At 26.3% G+C, this 23,361-nt stretch carries 24 protein-coding genes and 2 pseudogenes; 20 read left to right on the top strand and 6 right to left on the bottom strand.

The genetic code is table 11. The features are described 5' to 3' along the window. Nucleotides 1–99 precede the first annotated feature (99 nt). A complete protein-coding gene (locus tag OW763_RS01415) occupies nt 100–1,833 on the bottom strand; it encodes an ABC transporter ATP-binding protein (protein ID WP_268039277.1) in 1,734 nt (577 codons plus the stop codon). 224 nt (nt 1,834–2,057) lie between these two features. On the opposite strand from OW763_RS01415, the gene mntA reads away from it, so the two are divergent. From mntA to OW763_RS01380, 7 genes are all read left to right on the top strand, one after another. Beyond that, nucleotides 2,058–2,492: a type VII toxin-antitoxin system MntA family adenylyltransferase antitoxin gene (gene mntA / locus OW763_RS01410; RefSeq protein ID WP_268039276.1), complete on the top strand. Its 435-nt coding sequence runs from the start codon at nt 2,058–2,060 to the stop codon at nt 2,490–2,492. Further along, nucleotides 2,485–2,916 (top strand): hypothetical protein, encoded by a 432-nt coding sequence (locus tag OW763_RS01405; protein WP_268039275.1) that lies wholly within the window; start codon nt 2,485–2,487, stop codon nt 2,914–2,916. The genes mntA and OW763_RS01405 overlap by 8 nt, the downstream gene beginning before the upstream one ends. 212 nt (nt 2,917–3,128) lie before the next feature. Continuing rightward, nucleotides 3,129–3,440 (top strand): nucleotidyltransferase domain-containing protein, encoded by a 312-nt coding sequence (locus OW763_RS01400; RefSeq protein WP_268039274.1) that lies wholly within the window; start codon nt 3,129–3,131, stop codon nt 3,438–3,440. Then, entirely contained in the window at nt 3,433–3,819 is a 387-nt protein-coding gene (locus tag OW763_RS01395; protein ID WP_268039273.1) for a HEPN domain-containing protein, read from the top strand. The genes OW763_RS01400 and OW763_RS01395 overlap by 8 nt, the downstream gene beginning before the upstream one ends. 71 nt (nt 3,820–3,890) lie before the next feature. Beyond that, on the top strand, nt 3,891–4,499 hold the full coding sequence (locus OW763_RS01390; RefSeq protein ID WP_268039272.1) for a methyltransferase: 609 nt from the start codon (nt 3,891–3,893) through the stop codon (nt 4,497–4,499). 155 nt (nt 4,500–4,654) lie between these two features. After that, on the top strand, nt 4,655–5,395 hold the full coding sequence (locus OW763_RS01385) for a hypothetical protein (RefSeq protein WP_268039271.1): 741 nt from the start codon (nt 4,655–4,657) through the stop codon (nt 5,393–5,395). A 51-nt stretch (nt 5,396–5,446) separates the two neighbouring features. Then, nucleotides 5,447–6,700 (top strand): PDDEXK-like family protein, encoded by a 1,254-nt coding sequence (locus OW763_RS01380; protein ID WP_268039270.1) that lies wholly within the window; start codon nt 5,447–5,449, stop codon nt 6,698–6,700. A gap of 89 nt (nt 6,701–6,789) precedes the next feature. On the opposite strand, the gene OW763_RS01375 is transcribed toward OW763_RS01380, so the two are convergent. Further along, entirely contained in the window at nt 6,790–7,101 is a 312-nt protein-coding gene (locus OW763_RS01375) for a nucleoside triphosphate pyrophosphohydrolase (RefSeq protein ID WP_268039269.1), read from the bottom strand. A 194-nt stretch (nt 7,102–7,295) separates the two neighbouring features. On the opposite strand from OW763_RS01375, the gene OW763_RS01370 reads away from it, so the two are divergent. The 10 genes from OW763_RS01370 to OW763_RS01325 all read left to right on the top strand — a co-directional run bounded on the left by OW763_RS01370 (nt 7,296) and on the right by OW763_RS01325 (nt 18,833). Further along, on the top strand, nt 7,296–7,670 hold the full coding sequence (locus tag OW763_RS01370; RefSeq protein ID WP_268039268.1) for an HIT family protein: 375 nt from the start codon (nt 7,296–7,298) through the stop codon (nt 7,668–7,670). A 21-nt stretch (nt 7,671–7,691) separates the two neighbouring features. Then, complete coding sequence (locus OW763_RS01365) at nt 7,692–10,205, top strand: DEAD/DEAH box helicase family protein (protein WP_268039267.1); 2,514 nt, start codon at nt 7,692–7,694, stop codon at nt 10,203–10,205. 45 nt (nt 10,206–10,250) lie between these two features. Continuing rightward, nucleotides 10,251–11,603, top strand: coding sequence for an HRDC domain-containing protein (locus OW763_RS01360; protein ID WP_268039266.1), 1,353 nt, complete (start codon nt 10,251–10,253; stop codon nt 11,601–11,603). Between the two features lie 78 nt (nt 11,604–11,681). Beyond that, nucleotides 11,682–13,301 (top strand): MotA/TolQ/ExbB proton channel family protein, encoded by a 1,620-nt coding sequence (locus OW763_RS01355; protein WP_268039265.1) that lies wholly within the window; start codon nt 11,682–11,684, stop codon nt 13,299–13,301. 2 nt (nt 13,302–13,303) lie between these two features. Next, nucleotides 13,304–14,044 carry an OmpA family protein gene (locus OW763_RS01350; protein ID WP_268039264.1) on the top strand — a complete coding sequence of 247 codons (741 nt, stop codon included), beginning with the start codon at nt 13,304–13,306 and terminating at the stop codon, nt 14,042–14,044. 12 nt (nt 14,045–14,056) lie between these two features. Beyond that, nucleotides 14,057–14,890, top strand: a complete 834-nt coding sequence (locus tag OW763_RS01345; RefSeq protein WP_268039263.1) for an HNH endonuclease — start codon at nt 14,057–14,059, stop codon at nt 14,888–14,890. Nucleotides 14,891–14,974: 84 nt separating this feature from the next. Then, nucleotides 14,975–16,867, top strand: a complete 1,893-nt coding sequence (locus tag OW763_RS01340) for a hypothetical protein (RefSeq protein WP_268039262.1) — start codon at nt 14,975–14,977, stop codon at nt 16,865–16,867. 2 nt (nt 16,868–16,869) lie between these two features. Then, nucleotides 16,870–17,721, top strand: a complete 852-nt coding sequence (locus tag OW763_RS01335) for a hypothetical protein (protein WP_268039261.1) — start codon at nt 16,870–16,872, stop codon at nt 17,719–17,721. Continuing rightward, nucleotides 17,711–18,448, top strand: coding sequence for a hypothetical protein (locus tag OW763_RS01330; RefSeq protein ID WP_268039260.1), 738 nt, complete (start codon nt 17,711–17,713; stop codon nt 18,446–18,448). The genes OW763_RS01335 and OW763_RS01330 overlap by 11 nt, the downstream gene beginning before the upstream one ends. A gap of 115 nt (nt 18,449–18,563) precedes the next feature. Then, nucleotides 18,564–18,833: a hypothetical protein gene (locus OW763_RS01325; protein WP_268039259.1), complete on the top strand. Its 270-nt coding sequence runs from the start codon at nt 18,564–18,566 to the stop codon at nt 18,831–18,833. Nucleotides 18,834–18,908: 75 nt separating this feature from the next. On the opposite strand, the gene OW763_RS01320 is transcribed toward OW763_RS01325, so the two are convergent. Further along, nucleotides 18,909–19,079: a hypothetical protein gene (locus OW763_RS01320; protein WP_268039258.1), complete on the bottom strand. Its 171-nt coding sequence runs from the start codon at nt 19,077–19,079 to the stop codon at nt 18,909–18,911. Between the two features lie 272 nt (nt 19,080–19,351). Between OW763_RS01320 and OW763_RS01315 the strand changes: the two are divergent. Next, nucleotides 19,352–19,444 (top strand): annotated as a pseudogene (locus OW763_RS01315) (cytochrome C biogenesis protein); the annotation flags it as partial. Between the two features lie 14 nt (nt 19,445–19,458). Here the strand turns inward: OW763_RS01315 and OW763_RS16950 are convergent. The 3 genes from OW763_RS16950 to OW763_RS01305 all read right to left on the bottom strand — a co-directional run bounded on the left by OW763_RS16950 (nt 19,459) and on the right by OW763_RS01305 (nt 21,146). Continuing rightward, a complete protein-coding gene (locus tag OW763_RS16950; protein ID WP_418921787.1) occupies nt 19,459–19,650 on the bottom strand; it encodes a DDE-type integrase/transposase/recombinase in 192 nt (63 codons plus the stop codon). A 3-nt stretch (nt 19,651–19,653) separates the two neighbouring features. Beyond that, on the bottom strand, nt 19,654–19,959 hold the full coding sequence (locus tag OW763_RS01310; RefSeq protein ID WP_268039802.1) for an IS3 family transposase: 306 nt from the start codon (nt 19,957–19,959) through the stop codon (nt 19,654–19,656). A 248-nt stretch (nt 19,960–20,207) separates the two neighbouring features. Then, the gene (locus OW763_RS01305) at nt 20,208–21,146 is read right to left on the bottom strand and encodes an AraC family transcriptional regulator (RefSeq protein ID WP_268039257.1); all 939 of its coding nucleotides are present in this window, start codon (nt 21,144–21,146) and stop codon (nt 20,208–20,210) included. Between the two features lie 550 nt (nt 21,147–21,696). Between OW763_RS01305 and OW763_RS01300 the strand changes: the two are divergent. Next, a pseudogene (locus OW763_RS01300) lies at nt 21,697–21,825 on the top strand (ATP-binding protein); the annotation flags it as partial. 38 nt (nt 21,826–21,863) lie between these two features. Beyond that, on the top strand, nt 21,864–23,261 hold the full coding sequence (locus OW763_RS01295; RefSeq protein ID WP_268039256.1) for an alanine/glycine:cation symporter family protein: 1,398 nt from the start codon (nt 21,864–21,866) through the stop codon (nt 23,259–23,261). Nucleotides 23,262–23,361 lie beyond the last annotated feature (100 nt).

Here is a 23,361-nt window from a genome sequence, read left to right as displayed (position 1 = left end):
TAATATGTACGGTATTTAGATAACTAATAAAGCCCTCTATTGTAGTCATGAAACTACGATAGAGGGCTTGTTGCATAATTTTTCTCTAATATAATATTTTTACACTGCTTCAAATTGCATATTATAAAGTTTAGCGTATACTCCATCTTTCAACAAAAGTTCATCATGGGTTCCAGTTTCTTTTATGCCTTCTTGTGTTAGTACAACTATTTTATCTGCATTTTTTATGGTACTTAATCTATGTGCTATAACTATGGTTGTTCTATTTTGAGATAATTTCTCCAAAGATTTTTGTATATATCTTTCACTTTCATTATCCAGAGCAGATGTTGCTTCATCCAATATAAGAATTGGTGGATTCTTAAGAAATACTCTTGCAATGGATATTCTTTGCTTCTGTCCTCCTGAAAGTTTAACGCCTCTTTCACCCACATAAGTATCATATCCATTTTCAAGTTCCATTATGAATTCATGAGCATTAGCTTTTTTAGCTGCGTTTATAACTTCTTCTTCTGTAGCATTTGAATTTCCATAAGCTATATTATCTTTTATTGTTCCTCCAAAAATGTATACATCTTGTTGAACTACTCCAATATTTCTTCTTAATGACTTTAATTTAATATTTTTAATATCTATACCATCAATAGTAACCATTCCCTCATATATTTCATAAAATCTAGGAATAATATTACAAAATGTAGTTTTCCCACTACCTGATGGACCAACTATAGCTACTGTTTTTCCACATTCCACATTCATATTTATATTATTAAGTATAGAATTCTTATTATCATAACTAAAGGATACATTTTTAAACTCTATTTTCCCTTTAACATCTTTTATTTTCACTGCTCCTTTTTTATCTTTTATATCTGGCTTGGTATTCATTATTTCTAAAAATCTCTCAAATCCTGATATTCCCTTTTGATATTGTTCTGTGAAATTCACCAATTTTTCTATAGGTTTTAAAAATATATTTATATATAATATATAAACAACCAAATCTGAAACTTTTATAGCTCCTGTACTTATAAATATTCCTCCAAATACTATTACAGAAAGATATAACATACCTTGAAAAAATCCATTCATACTAAAAAAACGTCCCATCAAATGATAGCTTTTTTCTTTGGTATCTAAAAATTCTTTATTCCCTTTATTGAATTTAATGCTTTCTATATTTTCATTTGCAAATGATTTTACCACTCTTATTCCTGAGAAACTATCTTGAAGTTGTGCATTAACATTTGCAATTTTAGCTTTATTTTTTTTAAATATATATCGCATTCTTTTATTATAAAAATAAGAGAAATATAACATAATTAGTGTTATTGCAAACAATATAAGAGTTATTTTAACATTGATATTTAAGAGAAGTATAAAAGAACCTACAATCTTAAGTATAGAAATAAATACATCTTCAGGTCCATGATGAGCAAGCTCTGATATATCAAACAAATCTGTAACTACTCTAGACATTAACTTTCCTGTAGTGTTATTATCATAATAAGAAAAAGAGAGTTTTTGAAGGTGAGTAAATATATCTTCCCTCATATCCGCCTCCATCTTTGCTCCCATTATATGTCCCCAAGATGTTATGTAATATTGGCAAAAAAACCTTATCACATACATAAAAAACATAAAAATCCCTATTATAATTGCATATTTAAGTATTACATTAGTATCTTTTACATAAATATCATTCAACAAATATTTAACTATTATTGGAAATGATAAATCTATAACTGATAATATAAGTGCACAAAACATATCCATAAAAAACATTTTTTTATAAGGCTTATAATAGCTTATAAATTTTTCTAATGTATTCATCTTTTGCTTCCCCCCATTTTAAATAATAAATTTTATTATAACGTAAAACGGTAAAAAATAATAGTATCAACGTAATATTATTAAAATAAGGTATTTACTATGGTATAATTGTTTTATATAATCAAATAATTTTCATAAAAGTTAACAGTTGAGAAAATTACATTTTGTATTTGAAATTTTTAATTATGCAATTTCTTCAGTTGTAAAATTAAGGAGGAATTTATGTGAGCTTTAGTGAAGTATTTATAGCTGATAATAATAGAGATGAAGTGCTTAAAATTATTCATAGCGATTTATTTAAAAGTATATTTTTAAATAATGGTATTACTAATGTTATCATTTTTGGCAGTTTAGCATCAGGAAACTTCAATGAAGAATCAGATATAGATATTGCAGTAATTTCAGAAGATAAAATTCCTTTTAATATTGAATTAAATATTACATTAGAACTTGAAGAACTATTAGGAAGAAGTATAGATTTTATAGATATAAATGATGAAAGTATTAATAATATGATTAAAATAGAAGCTTTAAATAGTAGAGAAGTAATAATTAAAGACAATTTATTAGATGAAGCGTTAGAATTATATGACAGGCTTTACAAAGAAAATGAAGAATTTTGGTATATATTAGATAAGGTGGTTTTAGATAGTGAATAAAGGGAGATTAAAAAAATTAATATATGATTTAGATATCACAGCAAATGATATTCAAAAATCTATTAAATTTTTAAAAAAGTATATGGATAATTCAGAATTAAAAAATGAATTCTCAAACAGCTTAAAATACAAATATTTAAGTTTATTCATTATATATGAAGATTTTATATCGATGCTTTTAAAAGAATATAATTTGTATGAAATCGGTATATCAATAGATAAGGCAATAAAAAAGCTTAAAGAAAATAATATATTAAATGAGGAACAAGGAAATTATTTAAATGCAGCAAGATTGATTAGAAATAAGATAGGACACAGATATAAGCAGCCACCTATAGAGAATATAATTAAATTCTTAGAAAGTAGTGAAAATATTGAAAGAGAAATTCATCAATATATAAAAGGATTTTTGACTAACCAATGAAATGTAGGTTAATTTGTGTAAAGACAAATCAACCTATTTTTTTGTGTGTGATGAGACTGATAGAACTTATAGAGAAAATGAAAACTTTATATATTTTAGAAGAGGTGATGTGTTATTATGAATAAAGAAAGACTTTTAAAAATAATAGAGGACATAAATATACTAAATCTATGGTAAAATAGATAATATAAAATTTAAGAGAGGTATATTATATGAATGTTACTATTGAAAAAGAAATAGTAAATATAAAAAAACAGATAGTAGAAAAATATTCTCCTTTAAAGATAATTCTTTTTGGTTCTCAAGTAAAAGGGACAGCAACAACAAAAAGTGATATAGATATTTGCATTATAAAAGATACTGAAAATAAAAGAGAACTCTTGACTGATGTATATCTAAATATTGAGAGCAGCATACCTATTGATGTTTTAATATATACTGAATCTGAATGGAACGATTGTGTATGTGATAGTACGAGTTTTGCTTATTTAATAAATGAAAAAGGGGTTTGTATCTATGGTTGATAGCTTAAGATATAAAGAATGGATTAATAAAAGCGAAAGAGATTTAAAATCTGCAAAAGTTTTAAAAGACAATGATTGTGGTAATGACATAGTAGCTTTTCATTGTCAGCAGTGTATAGAGAAAGTATTAAAAGGGTTTTTGTTAAAAAATCTTGGATATATTGTTGGTGGACATAGTCTAATATATTTATGTAAGGAATCATCAAAAGTAAAAAATATATTTAAAAAATATTTAAAAGATTGTGCATTTGTGAATCAATATTATATTGAAACAAGATATCCAGCAGATATTCCTCTTGTTGTAACAGATGAAGAAGCTGATGAATGTATAAGTATTGCTGAAAATATATATAACATGGTTATAGAGAATATTGAATAAAGAATAAAAAACCTTCCTAAGAATTTTAAAATAAAAATTGTTAGGAAGGTTTTTTCAAGGGAGAAAAAATTATGAGTGATGAACAGTTTGAAAAAATTCTTAATATAAAAACATCAGGAAATCAAAAAATATTCTATGACTCAGTTCATTATAATAGATATGAAGCTACTTCTTATGATGCTTTAGAAACTTTGTTTAAAAATTATAAATTAAATGAAAATGATAGTGTAATTGACTTTGGGTGTGGAAAAGGAAGACTTAATTTTTATTTAAATTATTCTTTTGAGTGTTATGTTACAGGCATAGAAATGAATAATTATTTATATGATAGGGCTCTTTATAATAAGAAAGATTATTTAAAAAAACATAATAAGAAAGAAGATAAAATAAATTTTCTAAATTGTTTTGCAGAAAATTATCAAATAAAACCAACAGATAATAAATTTTATTTTTTCAACCCATTTTCAGTACAGATATTTATGAAGGTTATCTCAAATATCTTAATTTCTGTAGAAGAAGTTGAAAGAACGGTGGATATTATACTATATTATCCTTCAGAAGATTATATATATTACATAGAAAATTGCACATCATTTACTCTTAAAAAAGAGATTAAACTAGATGAATTATATGAGTTAGATGATCGTGAAAGGTTTTTAGTTTATACAGTAAATTTTTGAAAAATGATAAAACAATTATGTAACAATATACATATTAATGAATTAATAAGAATATGGTGTTATTACGATATATATTTGATATTAAAGGGGGAACTCCTTTTTGATAAAGTTTGGAATGTACAAGCGACTATTATAAATATGAACAGGGGGATATTATGAAAAAATTAATTAATTTAATACTTTGTTTAATGATAGTTTTATCAGTAGCTGGTTGTTCGCAAAAAAACATATCTCAAAAAACAACGGATATAAAGGGACAAGATGTTAAAAAAGAAACTAAGTTAGAAAAAAACACAGAAAATGAAGAGGATACATTACTAATTAAGGGCAAAATAGTTGGGTATGCTGGTGGCAATGATTCTGGTAATACAAATACCATTGTGTTAGATAAAAAATTAAGCATAGATGGTAGAGAAATAGATAGAGTATGGTTAAAAAATGATGTTATTACAGAATGTATTCCTAGAAAATATATGGGATACTACTTGGAGGGGGGGAAAGCTTTAAAAGAAGAATTTATAGAAAAAATTCCTATAGAAGTTAAAGTTGACCCTAATAGCTTTGAGTTTGTAGATTTTTATACATTTGCAAAAGCTACAAAAGTTGTTTCATTAGATGGTGAAGCTAATCCTAGAGATAAATCAAAAGATGAGTATCCTATAGATTATTATAAAGAAGTATTTTATGCTCTAACTAGTCCTGATAATGTAAATTATGAATATTCTTTTACAGTTAATATAAAAGATTACTATTTATATAAAAATGCTGATGTAGGGGATGAGTTTAAAATTGCAGTGGATAAGATATTAGAAGGTGGTCTTTATATTAATATGCTTGAAGGGTCATATGAAATAGATACTGAAAAAAAATATTCAGAAGAGGGAGTGGGAAAATAAGCGTGGGTTATTATTTGTTTTGACATTAAACAGGTAGGGAGAAAAAATTATATGATTACAAAAGGAGAAGAAATAAAAGTACAAGCTTTAATTTCTCAGGCTAGAACTTTAATAGACAAGCATAATACAATTCAAAAAAGCACAGGTGGATTATTTAATATTTTTTCTATTTTAAATATGGAAAGACTTGAGGTTAAAACTCATTCAGCATTTATATATGAGCTTTTGAATCCGCAAGGAAGTCATAATCAAGAAAAAGTGTTTTTAAAGTTATTTGTTGAAAAAGTATTAAAAATTAAGGACTTAGATTATAAAAACATTATAGTTGAAAGAGAAAAAAGTATTGGTAAATATGGAAGGTTAGATTTAAGTATTGAAAACGAGGATATATTAATAATCATTGAACTTAAGATTGATGCAGAAGATCAATATGAACAGCTTAAAAGATATGAGAATTATGCTAAAACAAAGAATAAAAAATATAAAATCTTCTATCTTAATTTATATGGGGATGAAGCAAGTGAGCAAAGTACAGGAAAAGGAGATAAAAAGACAAATTATAAAATTATATCTTTTAAAAATCATATTTTAAAATGGATTGAAGCTTGTATAGAAAAGGTAGCGTTAATTCCAAATATAAGAGAAAGCTTAAATCAGTATGCAATTTTAATAAGAAAAATAACAAATGGAATAAATGGGGGAATGGAAATGGAACTAAAAGATTTATTGCTGCAAGGAGATAATATAGAAATTGCCGATAAATTAGTTAAAGCTATCCCATTAGCAAAAGCAGAAATTGAATTTAAATTTTGGAAAGAAGTACATGATACTATAACAGCAAAAATGATAGAGTTAAATTTTACCGATGATGAAGGTAGTAATGTTTTTAATCAGGAATGGATTGAGTATATTATTGATCAAAGGAAAAAGAAATCAGGAGAAGTAGAACTTTATTATACTTATGGAAAATACTTAGGGAAACAATTAAATTTTATAATAGGAAAAGATGGATATGATAATAACATATATTGTTCAATAACTTTATATGATTTAAAAGAAGAAGAATGGGTGAAATATAAAAAAGATTTTAAGGATTTAGCTGATGCAGTAGAAAAATTAGGTTTCAACAAAAAAGATAGCTTTAGATATACATATTTAGATTATGATTTGAACTTTAATAATAAAATTTATAAGCTTTTAGACAAAGAAGAGTTTGATAAGGCAGTAAAAGCTGTTTCAAAACAAGTTTTAGAATTGGCAAAAAAGGTTTCAAAATCAGAGGAAGTAAATAACTTAATAAAATAAATGGTCTGTTATATGTTTGATATTTAATATATAGGAGATTTAGAAAAACATCTTAAGAATTTTATTCCAAAATTCTTAAGATGTTTTTTCTATTCGTAAACTTTTTCTAATACAATATTTTTATCAAATCCGCCTCGCTCTTCTTTTTTAGTAAGTCTTTTATTTAGAAGATCTTCTTCGGAAAACCCAAGGCTTTTTGCAAGGGAGAAGATAACTTCTAGTATGTCAGAAAGTTCTTCAAGATTTTTATCTTGGTGAAATTCTAAAACCTCTTCATCAAGTTTTGCTTCAAGTAAAGATAAAGCTTCAGAAGTATCAGCAATATGAATATCAAATTGTTTCCCTGCATTTTCTATGATTTCAGGAATTTTATCACGAACTAATTTGTTGTATGTAGGCATTTTTTAGACCTCCTGATATTATGAAATTTAGCATAAGTTTTATGGGTTTAGTTTAAATTTTTATTTACTATTTGTAAAGAAACATTTTACTTTATGGTAAAATGTTTATGTAATAATATATATATTAATGAATTAATTTGTAAATTATTAATTTAATGGTTCAAAATACATGAAAAAATTAAAGGAGTTTTAATATGGAATGTTTATTTTGTAATTATGATAAAGATAAGATAATAGCTGAAAATAAGTTAGCTTTTGCGATTTTAGATACTTATCCTGTAAATGAAGGGCATACTCTAATTATACCTAAAAGGCATTTTGCAAACTTTTTTGAAGCCACTGGAGAAGAAGTTATTGCAATATACAGTTTAATGCACGAAGTTAAAGAAATGCTTGATATTCAATATGAACCACAAGGATACAATGTTGGAGTGAATGTAGGTTATTGGGCAGGACAGACGATAATGCATCTTCATGTGCATTTGATTCCAAGATATAAGGGAGATATAGAAAATCCAAGAGGTGGAGTAAGAAAACTAAAAAAACAGCTTGTTGAATATGATGGTTAATAGTTTGAAATCTAGGAGGATATGATGCTTAACAACATTGAAGAAAATTCTATAGCTTCTAAGGAAATAATTATTGATGAAAATATAAAAAATAAAGAGATTGAGCTAGATAAAAATTGTATTACTGGTGACAATGATTATTTTTACAATAGCTTAAAAAAAGCAATTCAAAAAGCAAAAAAGGTGGATATAATAGTAGCTTTTTTGATGGAGTCTGGAGTTAGGCTTTTAGAAGAAGACTTAAAGCTTATAGGAGAAAAGGATATCCCTATAAGAATTCTTACAGGAAACTATTTAAATATAACTCAGCCTTCTGCATTATATTTAGTTAAGGATATTTTAGGAGATAAAGTGGACTTAAGATTTTATAGTGATAAGTCAAGAAGCTTTCACCCAAAGGCATACATATTTGAATATGAAAATGGTGGAGATATATTTATTGGCTCATCTAATATTTCAAGATCAGCATTAACAAGAGGGATAGAGTGGAATTATAGAATAAGAAAAGCAGGGCATGAAGAAGATTTTAATTATTATAAGCAAGTTTTTGAAGATTTGTTTTTAAATAAATCAATTGTTGTAGATGAAGCTGAACTTAAAAGATATTCAAAAACTTGGGTGAAACCTAAACTTATTAGGCAAGATGATAAAGATAAACAAGAAGAAGAAAATACTGAAAATAAAGTTATACAAATGTATAAGCCAAGAGGTGCACAGATAGAAGCTTTATATGAACTAAAAAAGTCTAGAGGTGAGGGAGCAGATAAAGGACTAGTTGTTGCAGCTACTGGTATAGGTAAAACTTATTTAGCTGCTTTTGATTCAAAGGATTTTAAAAGAGTGTTGTTTGTTGCACATAGAGAAGAAATATTAACTCAAGCAGAGAAATCTTTTAAAAATGTTAGAGAAAATATAAAAACTGGATTTTTCGGCAGTGGAAAAAAAGATAAGGATTGTGAATGTTTATTTGCCACAGTTCAAACCTTAGGTAAAGAAGAATATTTAAATGAAGAGTATTTCCCAAGAAATTATTTTGAGTACATAGTTGTAGATGAATTTCATCATGCAGCAGCAGGAAATTATCAAAACATAATAAATTATTTTAAGCCTAAGTTTTTACTCGGTCTTACTGCAACACCAGAAAGATTAGATAACAAAGATGTATTTGCAATATGCGACTATAATTTAGTTTATGAAGTTGGACTAAAGGGAGCAATTAATAAGGAATGGTTAGTTCCTTTCAGATATTACGGAATTTATGATGATACGGATTATAACAATATAGAGTATAAAAATGGAAAGTATAATGAAAAGCAGTTAGAAGAAGCTCTTATGATTTCTAAAAGGGCAAATTTGATACTAAATAATTATAGAAAATTTTGCAGTAAAAGAGCTTTAGTATTTTGTTCAACTAAACAACATGCTGAATATATGGCAAAGTATTTTTGTGAAGATGGAGTAGAAGCTTGTGCAGTATACAGCGGTGATTTAGGAAGTTATGCACAAGATAGAGAAGAAGCGGTGAATAAACTAGTTAAAAATGAGATTAAGGTTATATTTTCTGTGGATATGTTTAATGAAGGATTAGATATACCATCAATAGATATGGTTATGTTTTTAAGACCAACCCAGTCACCAACAATATTTTTACAGCAACTTGGTAGAGGACTTAGAAAACATAAGGATAAAAAATATTTAAATGTTTTGGATTTTATAGGAAATTATAAAAAAGCTAATTTAGTACCTTTTTTCCTAACAGGAGATCCTAAAATAATTAAAAAAAGAGGAACTATAGGGATAATGCCAAAGGAAGAAAATTATCCGGAAGACTGCACTATAGATTTTCAATGGCAGCTTATAGATATATTTAAAAGACAAGAACAAGCATCACAAAAGATACAAGATTTAATCCTTCAAGATTATTACAGAGTAAAAGAAACTGTAAAACATAGACCATTAAGATTAGAAATGTTTACTTATATAGATGATGATTTGTATGACAACATAAGAAGAAAATCTAAGCTAAATATATTTAAAAATTACTTTAAATTTCTAAAGGAAAACAATGAGTTAAGGGAAGAAGAAAAAGCTTTGTTCGGAACTTTTGGAGAAGATTTTATAAATATGATAGAAAAAACCTCTATGGCTAAAACATATAAGATGCCTATTTTATTTGCTTTCTATAATAATGGAAATATGAAGCTAAAAATAAATGATGATGATGTATATAAAAGTTTCAAAGAGTTCTATGAAAAAGGTTCAAATGGTATGGATATGCTTAAAACAAAAAACACAGCAAACTACAAACAGTGGGGAAAGAAAGAGTATGTGAAGCTAGCAAAGGATAATCCAATAAAATTCTTAGCAAAAACTCATGGAGATTTCTTTTATATAGAAGGAGAAGAGTTTTGTTTAAATGAGAGATTAGGAGAGTTTAAGGATAATGATGCTTTCTTGGAGAATTTTAGAGATGCTGTGGAGATGAGAGTTAGGGAGTATTATAGGAATAGAGAGGAAGGGATAAATAAAAAATAGTAAGTGTAAAAGATTAAACATATAAGCGCTTAGGGGGACATACATATGGGATTACTTAATAAAGTATTTAAAATAATTAGTGGTAATAATGAAAATTTAAATGAAGTAAATATTGATAAAGCTAGATTTTTAAAAGATTTTTCAATGGAAAATAAACAGCTTAAGGATTTAGAATTGTTAGCAGGAAAACTTAAAGATGGAGAAAAAAAGGACAAGGTAAATAGAAATATATATTATCAAAAGCAAGGATTATATGGTGAAAAGAAAGTATATTTTGAACTTAAAAATACATTTCTACCTATCATATGTCTTCATGATATAAGAATTGAATATGAAGATTATATTGCACAATTAGATTTTGTTGTAATATCCAGTAGATATATTTGCGTATTAGAGGCTAAAAAATTAAATGGAAACATAAGAATTGATTCAAATGGAGATTTTATAAGAAGGTTTAATAATGGTAATGAACAGGGAATGTATAGTCCAATTTCACAAAACAAAAGACATATAAACGTATTAAAATATGTATTGTCAAAAGAGCTTAATATAGATATACCTTTTGAATCTTTAGTTATACTTGCAAATGAAAAGAGTATAATTGATCAAAATAAAGCACCAGAGGAAACTAAAAATTGTATAGTTAAACATGACGGAGCTATATCAAGACTTGAAAAACTTCAAAAAGAAAACAAGGTAGCTTTAACTTTACAAGATATGAATAACATCGGTAAATTGCTAATAAAACTAAACAAACTAAAAGCATACAATAATTTAGCAAAATTCTCTATAGTAGAAAAGGATTTTATAAATCCTACAGATATAAAACAATTTGAAATGAATAACAATGAAAATATTTTTAAACAAGATGGAAATAAATTATTTGAAAAATTAAGAGTATATCGTAATGAAAAAGCAAAAGAAGAAGGATATAAACCTATAAGTTATCATTGTGTTTTTCCTAATGTAGTAATAGAACAGATTGTTGAAAATATGCCAGATTCTATTGAAGAACTCTATTATATAAAAGGTTTAGGAAAAGTGAAGATAGATAAATATGGACAAGATATTATAAACATATTAAAAGGAAAATCAAAAGGGGTTAAGTCTACATATAAAACTAATTTAATACAAAAAGCAGCTAGTGAAATTGCAGCAGATAAGTTTGAAAATGTACAAATGACCAGAGAGCAGCTTACACAGGAACTAAAAAAGTTTAGATTAGAAAAATCTAAGCAATTAAAAATAAAACCTTATTTCATATTTAATAATGCAGAAATGGAAGAATTGCTAGATAAAATACCAAAAAATAAATCACAGTTACTTAAGGTAAGAGGTTTTGGAGAAAAGAAAGTTGAACAGTATGGGGAGAGGATATTGGAGATTCTAAAAAATTAAAGAAGAACGAAATAATACAAATAGGTTATAATCGAAAATATTAAAAATATATAAAGATATTGAAAAGGAGATATTAAGGTGAGTTTAAAAATAATAAATATAATATTTACTGTAGCGATTATTATAAGCATAGGTGTATGTTTAAAAAAATTTATTAAATATAATAAAGAAAAACCAGAAGAAGAAACAAATCTTCCCAATATAGCAGCTACATTAGGAATGCTGGGTACATTTATAGGTATTTGTTTAGGATTAGCAACTTTTAATACTACAGATATAGAATCAAGTATACCTAGTTTACTTAGTGGGATGAAAACAGCTTTTATAACATCTATTGCTGGAATGATAGCATCCATTATTATGAAGGGTATACAAGAAAAAAAGAATTTATCAAAACAAGAAGAAGCTATGAATTATGAAGATGATACAGAAGTAGTAAAAACTATAATTAATGAATTAAAGACATTAAACAGTACATTAACAGCTAATCAACAACAATTGATAGATAGATTTAAAATAATAGATGAAAATTCTAATAAAAAACAAGAAGATATTTTAAAAGAAATTAAATTATTTAATACGGGTGTAAATGTAAAGCAGGAAGAATTAATTAAAGAGTTTAAATCTTTTGCTGAAACTATGGCTGAGCAAAATTCAAAATCTTTAATAGAAGCTTTAAATGGTGTTATTAAAGAGTTTAATAATAAGATTACAGAACAATTTGGTGAAAATTTCAAGCAATTAAATGAAGCTGTAGGTTCATTGTTAATATGGCAGGAAAATTATAAAGAACATATTGAAGTATCAGAAAAACAATTAAAAACAACAATTGAATCAATAATTAAAACGGAAAAATCTACAAAAACTATTGCTGATAAAGCAAATGTATTAATTAGTATGAGTGAAAAGTTAGAACCAATATTAATAAATATGGATAATAATCAAAAGAATATGAAGATTAATATGGAAACATTATCTGAAATTACTAGTAATGCAAAACAATCAATTCCTTCAATTAATACTTATTTTCAAGAGACAAATAGATCAATTAATATTTTGTTGAAAAATACTAATGAAACTATGGAAGAAAATATGAATATTGTACAGCAGCATTTAAAAGAGCTAAATAGTAATACTAATATAACTTTAGATACAGTATTTAACCAAATACAAAATAAATTCAATAATAGTACAAGTATTATTGAAGGATATACAGAAAATTATTTAGGAAACTTTAATCAAGTTGTAGAAGAATTAAAAACTATTGTTCCAGATATTAATACTAATATAGTAGATGCATCTAATAGATTTAAAGTGACTTTATCAACATTTAAAGAAGAAATTAGCAAGACACTAGATTTTAATACCAAATCTATGCAGGCACAAGTTCAAACATTAGAAAATGCAACAAACAGTATAACAGGAAATCTAGATAATGCTTTTACAAGTATGAGAGGTAATATAGAAAATGTTAATGTGGATATATCTGAACAAATAAGAAATATGCTAGAAAATTCAGAAGAAAGATTTAAAAACAAAGTAGATCAGTTACATAAAATTTTAGAAATAGAACTTAATAATTCCTTAAAAACATTAGGTACACAATTAGTGCAAATATCTAATAGGTTTGCTCAAGACTATATACCACTTGCAGATAAATTAAAACAAGTAGTAAGTATAGCAGAAGGAGTTAACTAAATATGCATTTATTGAAAAGTAAAAAAAGAAACAAAAAAGAAGATAATGTTTGGTCTTCAATTTCAGATTTAATGTCGGGATTAATGATAATATTTTTGTTTATTTCTATATCATTTATGTCAAAAGTCAGTAAAGAAAATATTAAAATAAAAAAAGAACAGAAAGCAATAAAACAGGTTGTAGATACTTATAAAGCTATTAGAGTTAATATTTATGAAGATCTAAATGAAGAATTTAAAGATGATTTAAAGAACTGGAAAATTGTTATAGATCCAAAGGATTTAGCCGTTAGATTTCAAGAACCAGAAGTGTTTTTTGATAGAGGACAAGTTTTAGTAAAACCACAATTCAAAAATATACTGGATGATTTTTTCCCTAGATATATAAAAATTATTTATGGAAAATACAAGAATAATATAGAAGAAGTAAGGATTGAAGGGTATACATCAAGTGAATGGAATCAAGATTCTAAACAATTAAATTCATATTTTAATAATATGAGTCTTTCACAAGATAGGACGAGGAATGTATTACAATATGTTATGAATTTAAAAGATTCAAAACAATATCATAAGTGGTTAATTGAGCATTTGACAGCAAATGGGATGTCTTATAGTCATAGATATTATGATGAGAATGGTAATGAAAATAAAAAGAAATCAAGAAGAGTTGAATTTAAAATAAGAACGAATGCAGACTATATAATTTCTCAAATTATTAAAGAATATGAAGATAAAAAGTAGGTGTATAATAATATGAAACTAATAGATTTTAATGAATTTATACCATTTGAAACAATAAGAACAAAACTGGGTATACCTAAAAATTGTGATATAACTTATGATAGTAGCACTGAATTTCAGGAAGTAGAATTTGAGAAAAACTCTGAATGGGTAAAAAGGTTAATTGGAGAAGGACAAGATATTAAGTCTTTAGACGAATTAACAGTAAATAGAGATAAGACATTAGAATATAGAGGTAAAAAAATAATTTTATACATACGTGATCAATATTCATATAAAACTCAGTATAAATATCATGTAGCTTGGTGTGAAACCTTACAAAAAATGAGTCTTAGTAAGAGATTAAATAGGTATGTTGTTAGTAGAAGAACAGATGGAACGTTTATAGCGAATATTTTGGATAAAGAAACTCATAAGCCGATAGAAGAAAATATAGAAAGAAAATTGGGAATATGCAAAAATTGTTTAAAGACACTTAATTATAATGGATATACAGATGTTATACAAATACAAAAAAATAAAATATACAAAGCATTTAATATTAAAGAATTCTTAAATCAATATGATACTGAATTTAAACAAATTCCTAAATATACAGACTTAACATCACCATTAAATGAATATGCAGATAACTGGAGTGAAATAGCTAGAGACTACAAGAGATATAAGAATTGGACATGTGAAGAATGTGGAGAAGTATTTTTTAATAATCCACAAATGTTAGATGTTCATCATATAGATGGCTCAAAATATAACAATAGTTATTCAAATTTAAGAGTTTTGTGTAAAAAATGTCATGCTAAACAGCCTTATCATGAGCATTATAAGAAGTTAATTAAGATTTAGGGGAGAAAAATTTAATATATGAAAGAATTTAGAAAATACAAAATAGACTTAAATTTTAAGTATAGATAATAAAAAGAGAATAGTATGAATAACATGTGGAAATTTTCAGAGATACCTCATATTGAAGAGGTATCTTTCAATAAAGTATTAGAAAAATTTTACGATTTTGGTGTATATGGGTTAGTGAGAGAAAATATACAAAATTCACTTGATGCTAAATTAAGCAATAGTCAAGATCCAATTATAGTAAGAATAGAGACCGGATCTATAAATAAAAAATATATTCCAGGAATTAATGAAATAATAAGCAGAATAAATGTTTTAAATGCAAGAAATCGTTATACAAAGGAAACTATAGATCATATGAAGAAAATGACAAAGGTTGATGAGTGTGAATATATTGTGTTTGAAGATTCAAACACAATAGGGTTAAAAGGTGCATTGAGTGGTCAGAGTGAAAGTAAGGATAATTCATGGAGTGCTTATGCATATACAAAAGGTGTACATATTGAGGGGGCGAATGAAAGTTTTGAAAAGTGTAGAGGTGGATCCCATGGTATTGGAAAGATTGCATCTAATGCTGCTTCAGATTTATATATGATGTATTTTGCAAATTGTGATGAGGAGGGAAATAAACACCTAGGTGGGACAGTTCAATTAATAGAGCATAATTTTCATGAAAAGTGTTATAGAGCAACTGGGTATTTTACAGATCAAAAAGAAGACAAGTTTTATCCTTATCAAAATAGATTTCATGATATTTTTAAAAAAGACAGTAGAGGATTAAAAATAATAATTCCTTTTTTAAGAGAACAATTTCATAGTGAAGAGGAGATAGTAAAATGTGTTTGTGATAGTTTTTTTGTAGCTATAATTGAAAAAAAATTAGTTATTAGTGTTAACAAAATCACAATAAATGATAAGTCAATTATAAAATATATCAGTGATGAAAAATATTACAAAGAACGGAATATAAAAGATATTAAAAATGAATTTACTACGTTATACTTAAATACATATTTGAAGTTTAAACCCCAAAAAATTGTAATAAGTGATAAGAAAACCAAGTATAATTTTAAGTTATATTTTAATTATGATGAACGTATACAAAAAGGGAGAGTTGGCATAATTAGAACCATTGGAATGAAAATAGAAGATAAAAAAATCAAAGGATATGCTAATAAACCTTTTAATGCTGTATTAATTCCATATTCTTCAAAAGAAGATGATTTTTTAAAAATGTTGGAAAATGAATCTCATACAGAGTTATCTTTCACTCATATAAAGAATAAGGAATATCAAAGTAATGCAAAAAGGTTTATTAATAATTTAAGTAAAAAAATAGGGGAAATAGTGGAAGAAACTATAAGAAAAAATAATCCAACGGATGGAATTATGGATACAACTGATATTTTATATAATACAGTGAACAATTTTAAGAAGGAATTAAAAGAAACAGCAACTATAGTGAAATTAAAAAATGAAAATGGAAAAGAAAAGAAAATTGTAAAAGTTGAAGATAAGGTATCAATAGGTTCAAAGCATATTAAAGGTTCAAAACATTATATAAATATAAGATCTAGAAAATCTAGAAATTATAGAAAGGTGAAAAAAGATGTAGGAAATGGAAATAAAAAAGTATTTTTAAAAGTTGATCCTAGTTCAGTTATGAGAGTTATTAGCAATAATTTAGAATATATAAGAGTTGATTTATCAAGTAATAATGAAATGAAAAAAATTAAGAGTTGCGATGTTTCATTGGCTGTGGTTGATGGTATGGGAGTGGAACATATGGATGAATTTAATATAAATGATAGTTATCATAAGATAATAGATGCTAAAACAGGAAAGCGATTAAAAGTCAAAGATAAATCAATTATTGGAATAAGTATGAAAAATGGTGTTTTTGAAATTAAATCAGAGTTAAATGATAAATACAATAAAACACTTAAATTTGTTTATTTATTGGAGGCATAAAAATGATATATAGAAGAGAAGCAAATTTTCCATATCCTGTTTTAACACCAAACTCAAATAGTTATAATAATAGTACATTCACTATAGAAGTAGAATTAAATGAAAATAATTATAACTATAGATTTGATATAGATTTTAGACTAAAATGTGAGTTTTTAAACAATTTAATTGACAACAATGAGGCAGAACTTATTTTAATTATTCAATCTAAAGATAATAAATTTTATAAATTAAGTAAAGATAAAAGATTTATTAATATACCTAAGTCTAGAATTTCATTAAGTAAAAGAACGGCTATTCAATTATTAATTAAATCTAAAAAAACAATGAATTTTGATAGCAATAATGAATTAATACTATTTTATAATCGCTTTAAAAAAGATATAAGTGTACCAAAAAATTCTGTTCTAGGATTTTCAAATGTTGCAATATTCGAAGGCAGTTTAAAACAACCTTTCGATTTGTTTGAAAAGAAAATTGATTCAAGATTAAAGTCAGATATTAAGATTGAATTAGGTATTGAAACAATTATTATAAATTATAAGAATAAAGATTTACAATTTCAAGGTATGAACAAAAGTAATACATTAAATAACCATTATGTATACATGGGATTACAAAAAGCATTGTATAAGTTTTTAGAAGAAAATAGTGGAGAAGATGAGGTTTTATATATAAATGAAATGGAGGTGCCTTCAAATGGCTTAGATTTTAAGTTGTATAATTTATTGAAAAGTAAGATTGTTGATGAAATAAGTATGGAAAATATTGATGAAGTAATATATAAAATTACTGATAGAATATTAGAAAAACACGCATTAGCAATAAAGGAGTTATGTATCAATGAAAATTAAGTTATTGAAAAAAGGATATAAAAATAGTGTGAAGTTTTATGAAGATTTTTTAAATGATCAAATAGAAAGTAACGAAGAATATTTTTCAGGAGAAGTTGTATATATTGATGAGGCTCCAGATTTCCCTATATATTTAAATACTACTAAAGGTGAAAATGAAAGGTTTAAGATATATAAACAAGCTTTTGATGTAATATCAAAATATTATATCAAAACTGATAGAGATATACATTTTAATGAAATATTTTGGCATTCATTATTTTGTGTAAATAAAAGAGAATATTTATTAAATCAATATCTGCAGATTAAAGAAAGCCATAAAAATTTTAAGAATATTGTAATTAAGAAATTTGATTGGGAAAATTATGTATATAAATGTGTATTGGCAGCTGAATATATTACAGATAATGTTGAGTGCCAGGAAGAAAAAAATAAATATTTTAGGTTAATAGTTAAAAATTTAGATTTGTATAACTATATTATAAAATATGAGATATTTAGAAATGATAAGTTTTTAATAAATATACTTGATATAGTAAATGACAATAATTTATCTAAAATATTAAAATCAAAAATTAAGAATAAAGATGATTTAGGTAAAGATGAAAGAGTAGGAAGAAGAATTATTTTTGAGTTTAATAAAAGTTATCCAGTTGTAATTTCACCGACGATTGAAAAAGAAGAACTTGAGAAGTTGTTTATGGAATATTTAAATAAATATCTTTAATATTTATTTAAATATAAAAATTTTATAATATAAGATATAAAGAAGTAAAAGCTAAATTTGAAATATATTGTTCTTCGTGATAAGATCAGATCACTTATTTTAGAGGAGGACTTTTATGGAGAACTATATATTTCTAACAGATGAAGGGTATACATATCAACCAAATTCAGAATGTGATGTTCCAGATATAGAAAATTTACAGGTTATAGGTATTGCTTATGGAGAAAATAAGAAACAAGCTTTTTATAATTTGATTAATGAAAGTAAATATTTATTAGAAACCTCATTTGATAAAATATTTTGTTATAAACTTACCAGAAACTATAAAGATTCATATTGTGAGTTTAGTATGAAGCATGATTATATTGTAGAAAAGAATAAATAAGAAATTAAAGAATTTTAGTATTTACCAACAAAACTTCTTAAGAACTTTAGAATAAAGATTCTTATGAAGTTTTATTTATATACTAAACATATTTTGCATATTTATAAGAGCTTCTGATGCTGCTAAATTGTATTTTTCATCATTATCAAGCTTATCTTTTATTTCCTCTAAAGTATCTATTATTGATACTTCATTTTCCTCAGTATTTTTGAATAATCTATCGCAAAACTTTTTTAATATTTTCATTAAAATCACCTCTATAATTTATTTTTAATTTCTTAACTTCACTTTGTAATTTAATTATATATAATAGGGAGAATATCAACCATTCATCTAGATTACATTTTAGAGTTTTAAACTTACAGTTTTGTAATGATGATGTTTTGTTAAGAAAAATATATTTTTAAAGAGGTATAGTAGTGGTAAAATATAGAGGAAATTTCATAATTAAAAATTCTGAATGTAGATATGTAATTTTAGAATTATACAAAAATGTATTATAGAAAGGAATATATATTATGCAGTTTAATGTTTTTAAAATAGAAACTTTTATTCCAGAAGAATATTTAAAAGAATTAAGAAAAAAGCTTAATGAGATAGGGGCACTCACTTGGTGTGCGGTTATTTAATTTTTGGCTAAAATATGTTGATATTCTTTTGAAGTATAATGAAAACCTTGATCACTATGAATAATTAGACCCTCTAAGCTTTTTCCTTTACTGTTAATAGCTTGATTTATAGTATCTAATACAAAGGTCAATTCTAACGATTTGGAAACTTTATAAGCAACTATTTCATTATTATATAAGTCTTTTATAGCTTAAAGATAGGCTTTCTTTCTACCATCACCATAAAACAGATATGTAATATCTGTAGCCCACTTTTCAGTATGTTTACTTGCATTAAAATCTCTATTAATAATGTTTCTTTTTATACCACCAGATTCTATCCCTTTAGGTTTGCTATATTTAAATTTACGTTTTCTAATTACAGATTTAATTCCTAACTTTCTCATTAATCCTAAGACCTTCTTATGATTAACTACTAAATTGAATTCACGAAAAAGTGCAACCCTAATTCTTCTATAGCCATATACTTTTTTAGAATTATTATAAACATTTAATATTTTTACTTCTAGATCAGTATAGCTTGTAATTTTATTTCAATTGGATAATTAACATTTTTGTTGTCATAAAAAACACTCCCTTTAAGTAGATTTTAACAGGTATTTTTAAACCGTGTCTACTTAAAAGGGAGCACTTCACTGTTGCTTACTACTGGATTTAGTTTATAAAATGGATTTTTAAAAATAAATACGGAGATTTTTTTACGCTTACAGCATTTCTTGGGATATGATACTGATAAGAACAAAAACTAATTATTACCAATCTTTATTAGATATTCTTTTTCCAGTTTCTTGTTTTTAAATTCATTTCTAATATTATTTGGAGTTTTGTTTTTTATCGCAGTGAAACATTTTGTAAAATAGCTTTGGCTATTAAATCCAACCTCATAAGCGATATTGGCAATGCTCTTATTGGTATTGATTAGTAGCTCAATGCTTTTATTTATTCTAAAGTTTATAATATATTGAAATAAATTTTGTCCTACGCAATTTTTGAAAAAACGGCAGCAGTGACTTCTACTTAAATTGATGTGGTCTGATATGTCTTCTAATGTGAATTGTGTTGCATAATTTTCATTTATATAAGAAAAAATTTTTTTAAGACGATCGTTTGTAAACAAATCATTACGGTCGGTTATTAGGCATTTTTCATTAGCACAAGATATTGTATATTTCCATAACTGTATGAGAGAAGATAAAATATCCAGCTCATATCCCTTGTTTTTTTCATCATAAAGCGACTTTACTTCCAGTATGAAATCGATTACTTTTTTATCGTTATCGATTTCTTGATGCAACAATAGCGAACTGGCAGAATTATCGGACAATAGTGATGATATATAAGTTTTATATAAATAACTGTCTTTTTGATTAGTTAATAAACTTGGATGAAAATATACAAATAAATAGGAAGAGTCGGGTTCTTTTGCTTCAGCCATATGTATATGCTGTGTATTTATAAAAATACCGTCCCCTTTGCCTATTATGAATTCCTTATTAGCAACATGAAAACAAAATGTACCGTTTAGTACAACATTATATTGGATTTCTTCGTGCCAATGCCAGTTTACATAATCATAAGTATCTTCTGTAAATTGACTTGTTATAATTCCTATAGGAAACCCTTGATGTATATGTACAGGTAGTTCTCTTTTTTCAGAATCAATTCTTAGCTTTTTTTCTAACATGAGCTCACCTCAATATATTTACAAAAAATAATCAACTGTATTATATATTAGTATTATACATTAATATATAATTAAGAACAAGAAGGGGGGAAGGTTTTGTAAAATAGAGAAGATGGATAGAATTTTTGTACTTTTATTTAGTTAATTATAGTATTAGATTTGAAGATCTATTACTGTAATACGCAATATTTTTCAAAAACCTATTTATGCTAATCTAAAATTACACTAGTAAAATAATTGAAATTATCAAAAACATTGTATCAGCACCTAAGTATAATTCTAGTAATAGAATCAAAAGGATTTTAACTGAAAAAATAATAGAAAGGATATGATATAAGCTATTCTACTGTAAATAGATACATTAGTGAAAAGCTAGATAAAGGAAAAGAAGCCTGGAGTACTTCATTCAAGCACTGCAATGCATCAAATGAATCCCAAGCTTCAAACAATATACCATAAACATTATACCTGAAATCCGAAGGATTTTGTAGAGTTTATTGAATTAATTGGTGAAAAAGTTTAGAAAATGTTCTAGCTACTTTTCACATATCCATCGCTAAGAACTGGTAGAAAATCTACAATAATAACTACAAATCTTTCCTTTGAAAGATGGGATGAAATATTTAAAGATCCTGTTATGACGGCGGCAATGATCGATAGATTAACACATAAGTCATAAATAACTTAAAAAGTAAAATGAATGGAGGGAAACATTATATGGATTTGATTGTTAAAATTAGTGACTATTTATGGGGTTCAGTTATTGGGTACCTATTACTTGGAACGGGGCTATATTATTCTTTACGATTGGGGGTTCCACAGCTTAAATATTTCAAACACGCCATGGGAGTCATGAAAAGAAGCGTCAAAGGTAAAGACGGAGGGGTATCCGGATTTGGTACCTTGTGTGCGGCAGTAGGAAGTCAAGTAGGAACAGGTAGCTTAGTTGGCGTGGCAAGTGCACTAGTTGCAGGTGGTCCTGGTGCTGTCTTTTGGATGTGGGTTACGGCAGTATTTGGTATGGTAATAACTTTTGCAGAGGTTGTTTTGGGTCAGTTGTTTAGAGAGAAACAAGAAGATGGTACATACAGAGGAGGAGCGGCCTATTATATAGAAAAGGGACTAAAAAGCAAACCTTTGGCTATAACGATGGCTTTGTTATATGTATTTGGAATAGGTATATTTATTGCATCTCTTCAGACTAATTCAATAGCCAATGCATTCTCGGGAGTTGTTGATGTGAATCCTATAATCCCAGGGATTGTAGTTATAGCTTTAACTGGGTTAGTTATTGTGGGTGGAGTAAAAAGGCTTGCAGATGTCTCTTCACGTATAGTTCCTTTTATGGCACTTGCATATACTGCAGTAGTACTATATATAATAATCATAAATATTAATGCGTTACCTTCCGTATTCGCATTAATCATAAAAAGTGCATTTAAACCTCAAGCGGCACTTGGTGGTGTAGTGGGTCATACTGTTATGCAAGCTTTCCGTAACGGAACTGCAAGAGGTCTATTTTCAAATGATGCAGGTAATGGTACAGCAGGTACAATGCACGCATCTGCAGATGTTAAGCATCCTGTTGAGCAAGCGCTGTTGGCAATGATGGGTACATTTATTACGACAATAATTATATGTTCTTGTACCGCATTTGCAATTATATTGACGGGTGTTCTATCAACCGATAAAGTGGGAATACACCTTCTTCAGGAATCTTTTGGTGTTGCAATGGGACCATTAGGAAAATGGATTGTATTTGGTGCTATGTTTATGTTTGGATTCACTACGCTTTTAGCGGATTTGTTTTACGGGGAAACAAACATAAGGTACATTTTCAAAGAGAAATCTAAAACTCCAATTTGGATATACAGAATAGTAACTGCAATCATACTTGGAATCAGTTGCGTGGCGCCACTTGCAGTAATTTGGGGGCTTATAGATATAATAGTTGCATTGATTGTATTTGTAAATTTAATAGCTTTATTCAAGTTATTTAAATACGTGCATTATACATTTAATGATTATGTTAATCAACTAAAACAAGGAAAAGAAGAACCAGAATGGGATAAAAATACCGATATAACAAAATTGGATGTTACTATTGAGTCTTGAGTCTCTCATAGTCAAAAATGATTGCACACAAATTGCACAACTAGCAATCGAGTGAATGAAGAACTAGGATTTTTATGCAAAATTAGCATAAAAATCCTAG

It is taken from the genome of Clostridium aestuarii, from assembly GCF_026735135.1.
GTDB lineage: Bacteria > Bacillota > Clostridia > Clostridiales > Clostridiaceae > Clostridium_H > Clostridium_H aestuarii.
This window is presented reverse-complemented; position numbering and strand designations above follow the sequence as displayed.

Excerpts from the sequence above, each read along its gene's own strand:
- OW763_RS01305 (WP_268039257.1), bottom strand. The coding sequence starts at position 21,146 with ATGTTAGAAAAAAAGCTAAGAATTGATTCTGAAAAAAGAGAACTACCT.
- OW763_RS01395 (WP_268039273.1), top strand. The coding sequence starts at position 3,433 with ATGGTTGATAGCTTAAGATATAAAGAATGGATTAATAAAAGCGAAAGA.
- OW763_RS01325 (WP_268039259.1), top strand. The coding sequence starts at position 18,564 with ATGGAGAACTATATATTTCTAACAGATGAAGGGTATACATATCAACCA.
- OW763_RS01330 (WP_268039260.1), top strand. The coding sequence starts at position 17,711 with ATGAAAATTAAGTTATTGAAAAAAGGATATAAAAATAGTGTGAAGTTT.
- OW763_RS01380 (WP_268039270.1), top strand. The coding sequence starts at position 5,447 with ATGATTACAAAAGGAGAAGAAATAAAAGTACAAGCTTTAATTTCTCAG.
- OW763_RS01385 (WP_268039271.1), top strand. The coding sequence starts at position 4,655 with ATGAAAAAATTAATTAATTTAATACTTTGTTTAATGATAGTTTTATCA.
- OW763_RS01370 (WP_268039268.1), top strand. The coding sequence starts at position 7,296 with ATGGAATGTTTATTTTGTAATTATGATAAAGATAAGATAATAGCTGAA.
- OW763_RS01340 (WP_268039262.1), top strand. The coding sequence starts at position 14,975 with ATGAATAACATGTGGAAATTTTCAGAGATACCTCATATTGAAGAGGTA.
- OW763_RS01400 (WP_268039274.1), top strand. The coding sequence starts at position 3,129 with ATGAATGTTACTATTGAAAAAGAAATAGTAAATATAAAAAAACAGATA.
- OW763_RS01350 (WP_268039264.1), top strand. The coding sequence starts at position 13,304 with ATGCATTTATTGAAAAGTAAAAAAAGAAACAAAAAAGAAGATAATGTT.
- OW763_RS01365 (WP_268039267.1), top strand. The coding sequence starts at position 7,692 with ATGATGCTTAACAACATTGAAGAAAATTCTATAGCTTCTAAGGAAATA.
- OW763_RS01375 (WP_268039269.1), bottom strand. The coding sequence starts at position 7,101 with ATGCCTACATACAACAAATTAGTTCGTGATAAAATTCCTGAAATCATA.
- OW763_RS01415 (WP_268039277.1), bottom strand. The coding sequence starts at position 1,833 with ATGAATACATTAGAAAAATTTATAAGCTATTATAAGCCTTATAAAAAA.
- OW763_RS01390 (WP_268039272.1), top strand. The coding sequence starts at position 3,891 with ATGAGTGATGAACAGTTTGAAAAAATTCTTAATATAAAAACATCAGGA.
- OW763_RS01360 (WP_268039266.1), top strand. The coding sequence starts at position 10,251 with ATGGGATTACTTAATAAAGTATTTAAAATAATTAGTGGTAATAATGAA.
- OW763_RS01335 (WP_268039261.1), top strand. The coding sequence starts at position 16,870 with ATGATATATAGAAGAGAAGCAAATTTTCCATATCCTGTTTTAACACCA.
- OW763_RS01345 (WP_268039263.1), top strand. The coding sequence starts at position 14,057 with ATGAAACTAATAGATTTTAATGAATTTATACCATTTGAAACAATAAGA.
- OW763_RS01295 (WP_268039256.1), top strand. The coding sequence starts at position 21,864 with ATGGATTTGATTGTTAAAATTAGTGACTATTTATGGGGTTCAGTTATT.
- OW763_RS01320 (WP_268039258.1), bottom strand. The coding sequence starts at position 19,079 with ATGAAAATATTAAAAAAGTTTTGCGATAGATTATTCAAAAATACTGAG.